17 protein-coding genes are annotated in these 13,714 nt (G+C 68.2%); 7 read left to right on the top strand and 10 right to left on the bottom strand.

Annotation, left to right across the window (positions count from 1 at the left end):
* Positions 1-60 precede the first annotated feature (60 nt).
* Both ABIC65_RS09700 and ABIC65_RS09695 read left to right on the top strand, forming a co-directional pair.
* Complete coding sequence (locus ABIC65_RS09700; protein ID WP_354308312.1) at positions 61-1,014, top strand: polysaccharide deacetylase; 954 nt, start codon at positions 61-63, stop codon at positions 1,012-1,014.
* Positions 1,011-1,895 (top strand): GNAT family N-acetyltransferase, encoded by an 885-nt coding sequence (locus ABIC65_RS09695; RefSeq protein ID WP_354308311.1) that lies wholly within the window; start codon positions 1,011-1,013, stop codon positions 1,893-1,895. Before ABIC65_RS09700 ends, ABIC65_RS09695 begins: the two co-directional genes overlap by 4 nt.
* Before the next feature lie 260 nt (positions 1,896-2,155).
* Here ABIC65_RS09695 and ABIC65_RS09690 read toward each other — a convergent pair whose 3' ends face one another.
* Positions 2,156-2,533, bottom strand: coding sequence for a PRC-barrel domain-containing protein (locus tag ABIC65_RS09690; RefSeq protein ID WP_354308310.1), 378 nt, complete (start codon positions 2,531-2,533; stop codon positions 2,156-2,158).
* Between the two features lie 148 nt (positions 2,534-2,681).
* Positions 2,682-3,104: a MarR family winged helix-turn-helix transcriptional regulator gene (locus tag ABIC65_RS09685; RefSeq protein WP_354308309.1), complete on the bottom strand. Its 423-nt coding sequence runs from the start codon at positions 3,102-3,104 to the stop codon at positions 2,682-2,684.
* Between the two features lie 91 nt (positions 3,105-3,195).
* Here ABIC65_RS09685 and ABIC65_RS09680 point away from each other — a divergent pair, with 91 nt between their 5' ends.
* The gene (locus ABIC65_RS09680; protein WP_354308308.1) at positions 3,196-3,561 is read left to right on the top strand and encodes a VOC family protein; all 366 of its coding nucleotides are present in this window, start codon (positions 3,196-3,198) and stop codon (positions 3,559-3,561) included.
* Between the two features lie 40 nt (positions 3,562-3,601).
* On the opposite strand, the gene ABIC65_RS09675 is transcribed toward ABIC65_RS09680, so the two are convergent.
* The 3 genes from ABIC65_RS09675 to dnaK form a co-directional block, all read right to left on the bottom strand.
* Positions 3,602-4,270, bottom strand: coding sequence for a spermidine synthase (locus tag ABIC65_RS09675; RefSeq protein WP_354308307.1), 669 nt, complete (start codon positions 4,268-4,270; stop codon positions 3,602-3,604).
* A 151-nt stretch (positions 4,271-4,421) separates the two neighbouring features.
* Positions 4,422-5,543: a molecular chaperone DnaJ gene (gene dnaJ, locus ABIC65_RS09670; RefSeq protein ID WP_354308306.1), complete on the bottom strand. Its 1,122-nt coding sequence runs from the start codon at positions 5,541-5,543 to the stop codon at positions 4,422-4,424.
* A gap of 123 nt (positions 5,544-5,666) precedes the next feature.
* On the bottom strand, positions 5,667-7,589 hold the full coding sequence (gene dnaK, locus ABIC65_RS09665) for a molecular chaperone DnaK (RefSeq protein ID WP_354308305.1): 1,923 nt from the start codon (positions 7,587-7,589) through the stop codon (positions 5,667-5,669).
* 177 nt (positions 7,590-7,766) lie between these two features.
* Between dnaK and ABIC65_RS09660 the strand changes: the two genes are divergently transcribed.
* The gene (locus ABIC65_RS09660; RefSeq protein ID WP_354308304.1) at positions 7,767-8,204 is read left to right on the top strand and encodes a copper chaperone PCu(A)C; all 438 of its coding nucleotides are present in this window, start codon (positions 7,767-7,769) and stop codon (positions 8,202-8,204) included.
* A gap of 159 nt (positions 8,205-8,363) precedes the next feature.
* Here the strand turns inward: ABIC65_RS09660 and ABIC65_RS09655 are convergent, their stop codons facing one another.
* Positions 8,364-9,104: a TorF family putative porin gene (locus ABIC65_RS09655; protein ID WP_354308302.1), complete on the bottom strand. Its 741-nt coding sequence runs from the start codon at positions 9,102-9,104 to the stop codon at positions 8,364-8,366.
* The gene (locus tag ABIC65_RS09650; RefSeq protein ID WP_354308301.1) at positions 9,104-9,529 is read right to left on the bottom strand and encodes a hypothetical protein; all 426 of its coding nucleotides are present in this window, start codon (positions 9,527-9,529) and stop codon (positions 9,104-9,106) included. Before ABIC65_RS09650 ends, ABIC65_RS09655 begins: the two co-directional genes overlap by 1 nt.
* Positions 9,530-9,719: 190 nt before the next feature.
* On the opposite strand from ABIC65_RS09650, the gene fumC reads away from it, so the two are divergent.
* From fumC to gmk, 3 genes are all read left to right on the top strand, one after another.
* Positions 9,720-11,111 carry a class II fumarate hydratase gene (gene fumC / locus ABIC65_RS09645; RefSeq protein WP_354308300.1) on the top strand — a complete coding sequence of 464 codons (1,392 nt, stop codon included), beginning with the start codon at positions 9,720-9,722 and terminating at the stop codon, positions 11,109-11,111.
* A 65-nt stretch (positions 11,112-11,176) separates the two neighbouring features.
* Positions 11,177-11,395 carry a hypothetical protein gene (locus tag ABIC65_RS09640; protein WP_125974037.1) on the top strand — a complete coding sequence of 73 codons (219 nt, stop codon included), beginning with the start codon at positions 11,177-11,179 and terminating at the stop codon, positions 11,393-11,395.
* Positions 11,396-11,451: 56 nt separating this feature from the next.
* Positions 11,452-12,138 (top strand): guanylate kinase, encoded by a 687-nt coding sequence (gene gmk, locus ABIC65_RS09635; protein WP_354308299.1) that lies wholly within the window; start codon positions 11,452-11,454, stop codon positions 12,136-12,138.
* A 6-nt stretch (positions 12,139-12,144) separates the two neighbouring features.
* Here the strand turns inward: gmk and ABIC65_RS09630 are convergent, their stop codons facing one another.
* The 3 genes from ABIC65_RS09630 to ABIC65_RS09620 are packed head-to-tail and all read right to left on the bottom strand — an operon-like array spanning position 12,145 to position 13,696.
* Positions 12,145-12,822 carry an ATP12 family chaperone protein gene (locus ABIC65_RS09630; protein WP_354308298.1) on the bottom strand — a complete coding sequence of 226 codons (678 nt, stop codon included), beginning with the start codon at positions 12,820-12,822 and terminating at the stop codon, positions 12,145-12,147.
* Complete coding sequence (locus ABIC65_RS09625) at positions 12,819-13,040, bottom strand: hypothetical protein (RefSeq protein WP_354308297.1); 222 nt, start codon at positions 13,038-13,040, stop codon at positions 12,819-12,821. The genes ABIC65_RS09630 and ABIC65_RS09625 overlap by 4 nt, the downstream gene beginning before the upstream one ends.
* Positions 13,037-13,696: an HAD-IA family hydrolase gene (locus ABIC65_RS09620; RefSeq protein ID WP_354308295.1), complete on the bottom strand. Its 660-nt coding sequence runs from the start codon at positions 13,694-13,696 to the stop codon at positions 13,037-13,039. The genes ABIC65_RS09625 and ABIC65_RS09620 overlap by 4 nt, the downstream gene beginning before the upstream one ends.
* Positions 13,697-13,714 lie beyond the last annotated feature (18 nt).

Here is a 13,714-nt window from a genome sequence, read left to right as displayed (position 1 = left end):
GTGGGGCTAGGACGGGGGTGACGAACCCCCGTCTCCGGGGCGAGAGCGAGACGCGACTGCATGCCCACCCAAGTCTTCCTGACGATCGATACCGAGCTGATGTGGCGCCACCACGTCGCCGGGCTCGATCTGGCGGAAATGGCGGCGCGCTCGTTCGAGCCGGCCGGGGTGGGGGTGGGCTGGCAGCTGGAACGGCTGGCGGCGCATGGGCTCAAGGCGTGTTTCTTCGTCGATCCGATGCCGGCGCTGGTCCACGGGCTCGCACCCATCGCGGCGGTGGTGCGGACGATCCGTGCCGCGGGGCAGGAAGTGCAGCTGCATCTCCACCCCAACTGGACCGGGGCGAGCGCGGCCGATCGCGCGAAGATGCCGGCGCGGTTCGATCTGGTCGATTACGGCGCGGAGGAGCAGCACGCGCTGATACGCCAGGCGCGCGCGCTGCTGATCGAGGCGGGGGCGCCGCCGCCGATCGCGTTTCGCGGGGGCAGCTATTCGGCGAACGATGCGACGCTCGCCGCGCTGGCGGCAGAGGGTTTCGCCTATGACTCGAGCCACAATGGCTCCGAGCATCCCTGGCCGAGCGGAATCGCCTTGTCGCCGCAGCGGATCGCGCCGGTGCTGCACCAGGGGGTGATCGAGGTGCCGGTGACGCTGATCGATGCGGGCACCCAGCTGCGCCACTTCCAGATCTGCGCGCTGTCGCAGCGCGAGATGCGCGCCGCGCTCGACCATGCGGCAGCCGCGCGGCATGCCGCGGTGACGATCGTCAGCCACGGCTTCGAACTGGCCAACCGCGCGGGCACCCGCCCCAACGCCGTGCATGTCCGCCGCTTCGAGGCGCTGTGCGCCATGCTCGCGGCGCGTCGGGACGTGCTGCCGACCGCGCATTTCGCCGATCGCCCTCCGCTTGCGCTCGACCAGGAGGACGCGCCGCTTGGCCCCAGCCTGCTGCGCACCCGGCTGCGTCAGGCCGAGCAGCTCTGGTCGAACCTCGTCGAGGAGCGGGCAGGGTGAGCGAAGCGCAGACGGTGGCGCTGCGGTTCATGGTCGGTGCGCGGACGCTGGCGACGGTGCGGCGGCAGCTGGTGCGGGTGCCTCTGACGCTGGCCGAGGCGCGGGCGGGGGGCTGCCCCGCACTGCCGCCGCTACCAGCCAAGGCCCAGGGCTATCTGCTGACCTCGCTGCCCGAGGCGCAGTGCCCGGCGCCGCTCGGCGGCGGGATGCTGGGGTTCGTCCGGCAGCGCTACACGCGCTTTTACGTCGACCTGTCGCTGGGTTTCGATGCCTGGTTCGCAGGGCTGTCGGCGAACACGCGGCAGGGGCTGAAGCGCAAGGCGAATCGGCTCGGCGGCGAGGTGCGCTGCTATCGCACGCCGGCGGAAATGGCCGACTTCCACCCGCGCGCTCGCGCGCTGTCGGCGCGAACCTATCAGGAGCGGCTGCTCGGGGCCGGGCTGCCGGACGACCTGGCGGCGCTGCAGCGCCTGGCCGAAGCGGATGCGGTGCGCGCGTGGCTGCTGCTGGTGGAAGGGCGGCCGGTGGCGTATCTGTGCTGCCCGGCGGTTGGGGACACGCTGATCTACGCCCATGTCGGGCACGACCCGGACTTCGCGGCGCTGTCGCCCGGCGCGGTATTGCAACTGGCGGCGCTGCGCGCGCTGTTCGCGGAAGCGCGCTTCGCCTGGTTCGACTTCACCGAGGGCGAGGGGCAGCACAAGCGCCAGATGGCGAGCGGCGGGGTGGCGTGCGTGGACCTGCTGCTGCTGCGGCCCACGCTGGCGAACCGGGCGCTGATCGCGGCGTTGGCGAGGTTCGATGGCGGGATTGCGCTGGCCAAGCGGGTGGTGCGGCGACTGGGCGCGGAGGGGATCGCCAAGCGCCTGCGGCGAGGGTGAGCCCTGCAAATCCCCCTCCCGCTTGCGGGCGGGGTTAGGGGAGGGTGTGTGAGGGTAGCGAGCGGATCGGCCGAGAGTGTGCTGGACGTCGCATCCTCCCCAAGGACGCTTCTGCGCCGCTCGCCCCTGCCACCCTCACGCACCCTCCCCCCGCCCCTCCCGCAAGCGGGAGGGGCGTTTTAGTGCGAGGGCAGCCTAAAGCTGTTTCCTCCCCCTGGCGGGGGAGTAAACGCTTTGATTTTGACTCGCCGGTCAGGCCATCACCCCAGCGGCACCCGATCCACCCGCGCCGCGGAGAGGCCGTAGTAATTGGACACGCGATCAGCATAGGCCTGGGTGAATTCCGGCGCGTTGCTCGCCCAGCTCGGGCCGCCTTCGAGCACGCGGCGGTCGATCGTGACGACATAGTCGTCGCCGGTCGCGTCATAGGAGATCAGCTCGAAGGGCAGGGGGTAATAGCTCTTGCCCATGCCGAGGAACCCGCCGAGGCTGAGCACCGCATAGAGCGTATGGCCCGTGCCCTTCTCGACCATGAAGGCCTGGACCTGCCCCAGCGAATCGCCGTCGCGGCTGCGCACCTTGAGCCCATCGACGCGGGCGGTGACGAGCAGGCTGGTGGTTTCGGGCGTATCGGACATCGTCGGGCTTCCTTCTGGAACTTGCGCTCTTCGGAATGCACGAGCCCCGAACCTCGTTCCGCAGACGGGATGACCTGACCCAAGTTTCAGGTGCGCGCGGGTGGACGCGCGGTCCAAGGCGCGTGGCGCTGGTTGCGGCTGCCCTGCTTCAGCGAAGCGCCTCGGCAAGGCGCAACAGGGCCTCGGTGAGGGTTCCGGGATCGAGCGGTGCGGACGCGGCGCGCAGCCGCGCTTCCGCTTCCGACACGATGCCGGATGCCGCGGCCAGTATTTCGCGCCCCCGCTCGGTCAGCTCGGTGGTCTGTACGCGGCCATGTTCGGGGTGCGGCGCGCGGACGATGAAACCGGACCGCTCGAGCGCCACCACGATTCCCTGCATCGTCTGCGGGGTCACGAACGATCGCCGCGCGAGCTCCGCGTTCGAGGCGCCCGGCTCCGCCTTGAGGAAGTTGAGCACCGCATATTGCGGCGTGGTCAGCCCGATCCGCTGGAGCCCGGCGTCCATGTGCGTGCGCAACGCCTGCTGCGCCAGCTTCAGGGCAAATCCGATGGTGGCGTATGGATCGTCCATGTTCGCCTCCCGCTTCGTGCTTGACATATCAGGGCCCTTACATAATATCAGGACACTGATACATCATCCGTCACGAAAAAGGAAGCACACCATGGCGCGTCTCCTCGGTCCCGACTTCATCAGCATCCAGACGCACGACCTCGATGCCGCCCGGATCTTCTACAGCGAGGTGGTGGGGCTGAAGCTCGTGCCGCACAGTCCTCCGGGCGCGGTCGTGTTCGATACCGGCCCGGTTGCGTTCGCCGTCCGCAACCCGGTCGGGCCGCTGGATACCGAACAGGCGCTGGGGGAAGGCGTCGCGCTCTGGTTCGGCTGTGACGATGCCGATGCGCTGCACGGGCAATTGGTGGCGCACGGCACGCCGATCGTCTTCGCGCCCAAGGACGGACCGTTCGGCCGTTACTTCGCGTTCCGCGACCCGTTCGGCTATGCGATCACGGCGCACACGGTGGGTTGAGGCAGGCGCAGGGGCGGCAACGTTCAGTCCTTGGGCTGCGTTATCGCCGCTTCCCGAACCAGATGACGTGGCGCGGGCCCTTGCCGTTCTGGCGAGCGCGCACCGCGACCTCTTCCACCTGGAACCCGCTGTCGCGCATGCGGCGCGCAAAGGGTGCGTCGGGTGCTGCGGACCACACCGCGAGAATGCCGCCGGGACGGAGCGCCTGGCGGGCGGAATCGAGGCCGCGCATCGAATAGAGGCTGTCGTTGCCGATGCGGGTCAGCCCGTCGGGGCCGTTGTCGACGTCGAGCAGGATCGCGTCATAGGCATTCTGGCCGTCGGCGATCACGCGGCCGACATCGTCGAACACGATCTTCACGCGCGGATCGTCGAGGCAGCCATTGGTGAGTGCCGCCATCGGCCCGCGCGCCCAGTCGACGATCTTGGGGACCAGCTCGGCCACCGTCACCTTGGCGTTGGTCCCGAGCACGCCCAGCGCGGCGCGCAGGGTGAAGCCCATGCCGTATCCGCCGATCAGCACCCGCGCCTCGCGCTTGCCAAGCCGTTCGAGTGTCATCACCGCCAGCGCTTCTTCCGAACCGCTCATCCGGCTGTTCATCAGCTCGTTGCGTTCGAGCACGATCATGTGGTCGTCGCCCCGGCGGAACAGCCGCAGCGGTTCGCCGCCAGGGACGTCGGCGGTGTCGAGGAGTTCGCGCGGGGTCATGCCTGGCCGCCCACGACGTCATCCCTACCCCTGTCATCTCGGCGGAAGCCGGGATCCATTCGCCACGCGGTTTCGGCTCGAGCCGCCACCGTGACCCCAATGGATTCCGGCTTTCGCCGGAATGACGGCTGATGGGTGCGGTACGTCAAGTTCAACCCAGCGCCGCCTTCAGCTTGGCGAAGAAGCCGCTCGACTGCGGGCATTCCTCGCCCGTCTCGGTCTTGCGGAATTCCTCGAGCAGCTCGCGCTGCTTGGCGGTGAGCTTGGTCGGCGTCTCCACCTCCAGCCGGACGACCAGGTCGCCGCGGCCGCGGCCCTGGAGCACCGGCATGCCCGCGCCGCGATGGCGCATCTCGCGGCCCGACTGGGTGCCGGCGTGGATCTTGATCACATGCTCCTCGCCATCGAGACCCGGGATGCGGATCTCGCCGCCGAGCGACGCGGTGGTGAAGCTGATCGGCGCGGTGGCGTACAGCGTCGTGCCCTGCCGCTCGTAGAGCGAATGGCGGGTCACGTGGAGGAAGATGTAGAGATCGCCCGCGGGCGCCCCACGCGCACCGGCCTCGCCCTCGCCGGTCAGGCGGATGCGGGTGCCTTCGTCGACGCCGGGCGGAATCTCGATCTTGAGCGTCTTGGTCTTGTCGGTCCGGCCCTCGCCGCGGCAGGTGCGGCAGGGCTCGGCGATCACCTCGCCAGCGCCGTGGCAGGCGGGGCAGGTGCGCTCGACCATGAAGAAGCCCTGCTGCGCGCGCACCTTGCCATGGCCGGCGCAGGTGGTGCAGGTCTTGGCCTTGGTGCCGGGCGTGGCGCCCGACCCATTGCAGCTGTCGCAGGGGCCCGAGACGTCGATGGTGATCTCGGTCGAATGGCCGTGGAAGGCCTGTTCGAGCGAGATTTCCATGTCGTAGCGCAGGTCCGCGCCGCGCCGCTGGGGCCGGCCGCCGCCGCGCCCGCCGCCCATGAACTCGCCGAACACGCTTTCGAAAATGTCGCTGAACGCGCCGAAATCGCCCTGGCCGCCATGATGGCCGCCGCCGCCGCCGTTCTGGAACGCGGCATGGCCGAAGCGGTCATAGGCCGCGCGCTTCTGGGGGTCCTTCAGGCAGTCATAGGCTTCGCTGATCGCCTTGAACTTCGCCTCGGAATCCTTGCACCCGGCATTCTTGTCCGGGTGATATTTCATCGCGAGCTTGCGGTAGGACGATTTGATCGTCGCATCGTCCGCGGTGCGCTCGACTTCGAGCAGTTCGTAATAATCGACTTCGGTGGTCATCCAGCAAGCCCTCTCCCCATCAAGGGACAGGGAGGGCGGCGCGGCCGATGCCCGATCGCATCGCCTTGCCCCGCTCCCCCCATCCCCGGCCCTCTCCCCGGCGGGGAGAGGGAGGGGCGTTCGTTACGCCTTGTTGTCGTCCACTTCCGAGAACTCGGCGTCGACCACTTCCTCGCCACCGGCTTCGCTGCCGGCCGCGGCACCCGCGTTCGGCGAGGCGTTTTCGGCAGCCTGCTTCTCGTAGATCGCCTGGCCGAGCTTCATCGCCACCTGGGCGAGGTTCTGGGCCTTGGCGGTCATCGCATCGGCGTCGCCGCTCTCGATCGCCGACTTGGTCTCGGCGATCGCCGCCTCGATCTCGCCCTTCAGCGCCGCGTCGACCTTGTCGCCGTTTTCGGCGAGCTGGCGCTCCGTGGTGTGGACGAGGCTCTCGGCGTTGTTCTTGGCTTCCGCCGCGGCACGACGCTTCTTGTCCTCTTCGGCGAACTTCTCGGCGTCGCGGACCATCTGTTCGATGTCACCGTCCGAAAGGCCGCCCGAGGCCTGGATGCGGATCTGCTGCTCCTTGCCGGTGCCCTTGTCCTTGGCGGACACGTTGACGATGCCGTTGGCGTCGATGTCGAAGGTGACCTCGATCTGCGGCACGCCGCGCGGCGCCGGCGGGATGCCGACCAGGTCGAACTGGCCGAGCATCTTGTTGTCGGCCGCCATCTCGCGCTCGCCCTGGAAGACGCGGATCGTCACCGCCTGCTGATTGTCGTCAGCGGTGGAGTAGACCTGCGACTTCTTGGTTGGGATCGTGGTGTTGCGGTCGATCATGCGGGTGAACACGCCGCCCAGCGTCTCGATGCCCAGCGAAAGCGGGGTCACGTCGAGCAGCAGCACGTCCTTGACGTCGCCCTGGAGCACGCCGGCCTGGATCGCCGCACCGATGGCGACGACTTCGTCCGGGTTCACGCCGGTGTGCGGCTCCTTGCCGAAGAAGTCCTTCACGACCTGACGGACCTTGGGCATGCGGGTCATGCCGCCGACCAGCACGACTTCGTCGATCGCCTCGGCCTTGACGCCCGCATCGGCCAGCGCCTTGCGGCACGGCTCGAGGGTGCGCTTGATCAGGTCGTCGACCAGACGCTCCAGATCGGCGCGGGTGATCGTCTCCACCAGGTGCAGCGGGGTGGTCGCGCCACCTTCCATGCGGGCGGTGATGAAGGGCAGGTTGATCTCGGTCGTCGCCGCCGACGACAGCTCGATCTTCGCCTTCTCGGCCGATTCCTTCAGCCGCTGCAGCGCCAGCTTGTCGGTGCGGAGGTCGAGGCCCTCCTTCTTCTTGAACTGGTCGGCCAGGTAATCGACGATCTTGTTGTCGAAATCCTCGCCGCCGAGGAAGGTATCGCCGTTCGTCGCCTTCACTTCGAACACGCCGTCGCCGATTTCCAGCACGGAGATGTCGAAGGTGCCGCCGCCAAGGTCATAGACCACGATGATCTTGTTGTTGTCCTTGTCGAGACCATAGGCGAGCGCGGCCGCGGTCGGCTCGTTGATGATGCGCAGCACTTCGAGGCCGGCGATCTTGCCGGCGTCCTTGGTCGCCTGGCGCTGCGCGTCGTTGAAGTACGCCGGCACGGTGATGACGGCCTGCGTCACGCTCTCGCCGAGGTACGATTCGGCGGTTTCCTTCATCTTCTGCAGGATGAAGGCCGAGATCTGCGACGGGCTGTATTCCTCGCCGCCCGCCTTGACCCAGGCGTCGCCGTTCGTGCCGCGCGCGATCGTGTAGGGCACCAGCTCGGTGTCCTTCTTGGTCACGGGGTCGTCGAAGCGGCGGCCGATCAGGCGCTTCACTGCGAAGATGGTGTTGTCCGGGTTGGTCACCGCCTGGCGCTTGGCCGGCTGGCCGATCAGACGCTCGCCGTCCTTGGCGAAGGCGACGATCGACGGCGTGGTGCGTGCGCCTTCGACATTCTCGATGACCTTGGGCTTGCCGCCTTCCATCACAGCGACGCAGCTGTTGGTCGTGCCCAGGTCGATACCGATAACTTTAGCCATGGTCCTCGTTGGCCCCCACAATCGAAACAAAAGGGTTTAAAAGCGTTATCCGGATGCCGGCCCCAGAAGAGGCGACCGCCGTCCAGATGTCCGAGGGGGGATATAGGTGCGTCGTGCCTTGCCGCAAGACGCCCGGGTTTCTACAAGATTTCCCAAATCAAAGAGGGAGGATGCCGAATGCGCACTCTGGCGGGGCTTGTAGCGGTTCTGGTGCTGGGGGCGTGCTCGCCCCAGGCGGATGGCGTGAAGGTGGACGGCGCCTGGATTCGCCTGCCGGCGGTGGCGGGCCAGCCGGGGGCGGCCTATTTCACGCTCCACGGCGGGCGCGAGGCGGAAACGCTGGTGAGCGTATCGACTCGCGCGGCGGACAAGGCCGAGATTCACGAGAGCGCCAAGGATGCCGCGGGCATGGCGAAGATGACTCAGCTCGCCAGCCTCGACCTGCCCGTGGGCTCCGAGGTGAAGTTCGCGCCGGGCGGCAAGCACGTGATGCTGTTCGGGCTGGTGCCCAATGTCCATGCCGGCGAGAAGGTGCCGCTGACCCTCCACTTCGCCAGCGGGCATGAGGCGACGGCAGTGGCCGATGTCGCCGTGCCGGGCGCCGAGCAGCGGTAGGCCACAAAACTCCCGCTCTTCTAAAATTCCCCTCCCGCTTGCGGGAGGGGTTAGGGGAGGGTGCGTGAGGGTAGCAGGCGAAGGCGTCTAAGAAAGAACCTCCACGCCACACCCTCCCCCATCCCCTCCCTCAAGCGGGAGGGGGGAATTAGCGCAGCCTCAGAACGACAGCCGCGCGCGGCCCAGCACGCGGTTGCCGCTGTGCCGCAGATCCGCGTACGGCGACGACACCGCGCGGTTGGTGTCGATGTCGGTCCCGACATAGTCGACGCCCAGCGTCAGCGGCCCGCTGACATGCTCCACGCCGATCCGCCAATCGGTATAGTCGCCGGTGGGGCGCAGTCGTGCCGCGCGAATGTCGTCGGTGCTGCCGGTGGTGTGACCGATCGACCCCGACACGGTGAACGGCGTCGACGGCACGCCCACCGCCGCGCCCGCGTGCAGATAGAGATTGTCGCCGCCGATCGGCCCCTGATCGGGCGCGTAGATCGCGCCGCCGTTCAGCTGCAGCGGACCGAACGAGAAATTGCCCTCACCGCCGACCTCGACATAGTCCATGGCCCGCGCCGCGCCGGTGAACACGTGCCCGGTGACGAAACCGCGAAGGTTGAGCGCGCCGATGCCGAAGCGCCGACCTGCTTCCAGGTCGAACACCGTGTCCGCCCCGGCATGGCGGCTCGATTCGCGCACCATCGCGACGCGCGCCGAGGCATCGAAGCCGAGGATGCCGGCGGACAGGTCGCCCGAGGCGCTCAACTGGTTCTCGCTCCAGCTGAGGCCGCGGCGGCTTTCGTCGGTCGAAAGTTCGACGCCGCCCGAAACCTTGGGCAGCACCTGGGCCCGGGCGGCGAGCGGAAGGGCGAGCGCGGCGAAGGCGGCAACGGCAATGGGGATACGCATCAGGTGTTTACACGTCCTATCTGATCGAGTTCGGCGCGCAGCATCTCGGCATCCTGGCCGGCCAGCGCCTCGACCGCGCCTCGCATGTCCTTGGTCACGCTGGCAACGTCCCTGGCGATCACCGCGCGGTTGGCGGTGCACCAGCCGGGACGGCTGCCGGCCGCGACGCTTTCCTGGCGCAGCGCGCGCTGGAGCGTGCCGGCGGCGTGGCGCGCCTGGCGGTCGACCACCAGATCGGCCTGCCAGCGGCAGCGCAGCGTCGAGGCGCGGCCGCCGGGGCCGGCTACGCCCAGCTGCTGATGACGGACGTCGACCCGCATGCGATAGTCGGCATGCACCGGGCCGCTGTCATGGTCGATGCGCACGCTGTGCGCGATCTCGGAAAAAGGGGCGGCGAGCAGCAGCCCCAGGATCAACGGGATCATGGCTCTTCTCCTGCGGTTGCCCCGGCTGTTGTCGCCGGTGGCATCGCGTCTTTGCTCGTTCCCTTCGCGAGAATGCAAGTTACCAAGTGTTTCCGAGGGCTTGGCCGGCGCCGCTGAAACTCCAACCATCGCACGGGTTGTGGGGCAGGGCAGGCGGCCTACATCGCCCACAAACAACGCGGAGAAGCACATGACCGGCACGCGCACCGAAACCGATTCGATCGGCGCGATCGAAGTTCCCGCCGACGCCTATTGGGGCGCCCAGACCCAGCGATCGATCCAGAATTTCCCCTTCGGGCCCGAGGAGCGGATGCCGATCGGCATCGTCCATGCCCAGGCCATCGTGAAGCAGGCCGCGGCGCGGGTGAACGTCAAGCACGGGCTCGACCCCAAGATCGCCGAGGTGATCGACCAGGTCGCGCAGGAAGTGATCGACGGCAAGCTCGACGACCAGTTCCCGCTGGTGATCTGGCAGACCGGCAGCGGCACCCAGACCAACATGAACGTCAACGAGGTGATCGCCGGCCGCGCCAACGAGATCCTCTCCGGCAAGCGGGGCGGCAAGAGCCCGATCCACCCGAACGATCACGTCAACATGGCGCAATCGTCGAACGACAGCTTCCCGACCGCGCTGCACATCGCCGCGGCGCGCGCGGTGACGCTGGACCTGTTCCCGGCACTGGAGCGGCTGCACACGTCGCTCGACCGCAAGGCGCACGACTGGGATCACATCGTCAAGATCGGCCGCACCCATCTGCAGGATGCGACGCCGCTGACGCTGGGCCAGGAGTTTTCCGGCTATGCCGCGATGCTCGCCTCGGCTCGGGCGCGGTTCCAGAGCGTGCTCGAGCTCGACATCTTCAAGCTGGCGCTGGGCGGCACCGCGGTGGGCACCGGCCTCAACTCGCCGCCGGGCTATGCCGAGGACGTGGCGGCCGAGATCGCCAAGATCACCGGGCTGCCCTTCGTCTCGGCGCCCAACAAGTTCGAGATGCTGGCGACCAAGGACCAGCTGGTGAACCTCTCCGGCGTCTGCAACACTTTGGCCGTCTCGCTCACCAAGATTGCCAACGACATCCGCCTGCTCGGCTCGGGCCCGCGCTCCGGGCTGGGCGAGCTGGAGCTGCCGGCGAACGAGCCGGGCAGCTCGATCATGCCGGGCAAGGTCAATCCTACCCAGAGCGAATCGCTGACGATGGTCGCGGCGCAGGTGATCGGCAATCACACCGCCGTCACCGTGGGCGGCATGCAGGGGCATTTCGAGCTCAACGTGTTCAAGCCGCTGATCGGCGCCAACGTCCTGCGCTCGATCACGCTGATGGCGATCGGCATGACCAACTTCGCCGAGCGCGCGGTGGACGGCGCGGTGGCGAACGAGGCGCGGATCAAGGAACTGGTCGATCGCTCGCTGATGCTGGTCACCGCGCTCGCCCCCGCCATCGGCTACGACGCGGCGGCAAAGATCGCCAAGAACGCGCACGAAAAGGGCCTTACCCTCAAGGAATCGGGCCTGGCGCTCGGGCTTGTCGACGAGGCGACCTTCGACAAGTTCGTGAAGCCGGAAACGATGATCGGCCGTTGACCGGCTGCGGCGAGCGGCGGGAACGCAGCCGCCGCATCGCCGTTCTTTCGCGGAAGGAGAAGACAATGATCGGCAAGTTGATTGCAGGCTGGATCGGCAGCAAGATCGACCGGCGGGACGGCGAAGGCGGCGCGGTGGGCGCGGCGGTCGGCGTCGCGACATGGGAAGTCGCCAAGCGCGTGGTGCCGGCGGCGTTCGTGCTCGGCGCGGGCGCGGTGGGCGCGGCCTATCTCAAGCGCAAGCTGAGCACCGAGCACGGTCCCGATACGGGGCTCGGCGCGTAAGCAGCCAAACGGCGCCCGGGCTTGACGGCCCGGGTGCCGCTACGCCAAAGGCCCGCATGGCCCATACGCACCAGAACGACCCGCATGGATTCCATCGCCGCGGGGTTTTGTTTGTCCTTTCCTCGCCCTCGGGCGCCGGCAAGTCGACCATCGCCCGCAAGCTGCTGGCCGCCGAACCCGATCTCGCCGTGTCCGTATCGGTGACCACGCGCGAGCCGCGGCCGGGCGAAGTGAACGGGGTCGACTATACGTTCGTCAGCGTCGACCGGTTCCGCGAGATGGTCTCGCAGCACCATTTCATCGAATGGGCGCACGTCTTCAAGCATCGCTACGGCACGCCCAAGGGCCCGGTCGACGCGGTGCTCGCCACCGGCCGCGACATGCTGTTCGACATCGACTGGCAGGGCGCGCAGCAGCTGCACCAGACGATGGGCGGCGATGTGGTCCGCGTGTTCATCCTGCCGCCGTCGATGGCCGAGCTCCACCGCCGCCTCGAAGGCCGCCGCACTGATTCTCCGGAAGTGATCGCCCACCGCATGGCGCGCGCCTCGAACGAGGTGAGCCACTGGGACGGCTATGACTATGTCCTGGTCAACGACGATGCCGACAAATGCTTCGAGGCGGTCCACACCATCCTCAAGGCGGAGCGACTCAAGCGCTCGCGCCAAACCGGCCTGATTGGCTTCATCCGCGGCCTGATGAAGCGCGGCGACCCGACCGGCGAGTCGTCGGACGTCCTTTGAAGGCTCTCAGAGGAGGCTAAGAAACCGCGCTGCCGCGTCGAAGTCGGCGCGGCGGACGTCGCGGGCGCGGGCGGCGAGATCGTCGTCGCCCCATTGCTCGGCCTGCCAGTCCTCGTCGAGCTGGGCTGCGCGCCAGATCGTATCGGGATCGGCCGCGCCTTCGAGCAGCGCAAGGGCTGCCACCAGCGAACCGCTGATCGTCACCAACGGGCTGAGCGCGGCGAGCCGGAACGGGTCCAGCGCTGCCACCACCTCGCTCAGGCGCGCGATGGTGGCCGCCGGCTGGGGACGATGCATGATTCCCGCGGTCGTCTCGAAATGCACATCGTAACGGGTGCGCGCCCAGTCGAGCAGCGGGTCCCATTGCGCAGCCTGGCGCTCGACCAGCGGCTCGGGCAGCTCGGCGCGGTAGCAGAGCAGGTCGCTCTCGCCATAGCGGGCAAGGTCCGCCGCGAAGGGGGCGGGGTTCGGCGCAATCTGGTCGATCGCGGCATTGGCGAGGCCGGTCAGCGGCATCGCGCGGGGATCGAGTTCCTCACCGACGCTGCGCCATTCGTCGGCCACGGCTTCGGCCAGCTGCGGTGTCGGCAGCGTCAGCGCGGCGCGGGCAGGGGTGCGGACGGGGCGGCCATCGAGTTCGATCGCGCCGTCGACGATCGTCACGGTCTTCCAGAAACGTTTCATGCTTCGGGGGGTGTCCTCCAGCGGCGGGCGAGCATCCTGGGAATTGCCGCCATGACCCAGAACGAGGCGAGCATCAGCGCGATGCCCAGCATCGTCAGTTCGGTGGTCCTGGCGCGGCCCAGGATCAGCAGCGCCAGCACCGCGCCGGCCACGCCGACGCAGTTCGCGCCCATCATCAGGAAATAGCGGTTGCGTGCTACGCGGTCTGCCTCGGTCACAGGGCCTCCAGATGCGCCGGGATCGCCGACGCATGCTCCACGACCCGCACCGCGCCGGCCGCGTGCAGATCATGGGGGGTGTGGTAGCCCCATGCAACACCCAAGGGATGCGCATTGGCCGCGACGGCCATCGCCATGTCGAAGCTGGTGTCGCCGATCATCACCGTGGTTTCCGGGCTCGCCCCGGCCTCGGCGATCGCGGTCTCGATCATCGACGGGTGCGGCTTGGAGGGGTGGCGATCGGCGGTCTGCAGGGTGACAAAGCGCCGGCGCAGACCATGCGCTTCCAGCACCCGGAGCAGCCCGCGATCGGACTTGCCGGTGGCGACGCCGAGCAGCCAGCCATTGGCGTCCAGCGTCTCGATCGCCTCGCGGATGCCGTCGTAGAGCGGCTCGTCCTCGATGTGGCCGGCGGTACGCAGCGTGAAATAGGCGCGCTTATATGCCTCGGCGAGGTGACGGTGGAGATCGTCCTCCGCCTCCGGCAGCAGCTGGGCGATCGCCTCGACCAGGCTGAGGCCCACGATGCGGCGGATCGACTCGCGGGCCGGGGGCGCCAGCCTCTGGCCGGCGAAGCAATGCTCCATGGCGAGGCAGATGCTCGCCTGGCTGTCGACCAGCGTGCCGTCGCAATCGAACAGGGCGAGGCGGTTCATGCGGAGGCGCATACCACA

Source organism: Sphingomonas trueperi, assembly GCF_040545665.1.
Taxonomy (GTDB): Bacteria; Pseudomonadota; Alphaproteobacteria; order Sphingomonadales; family Sphingomonadaceae; genus Sphingomonas; species Sphingomonas trueperi_B.
Note: the sequence above shows the minus strand (reverse complement) of the source record. Positions and strands in the feature narration are given on the sequence as shown.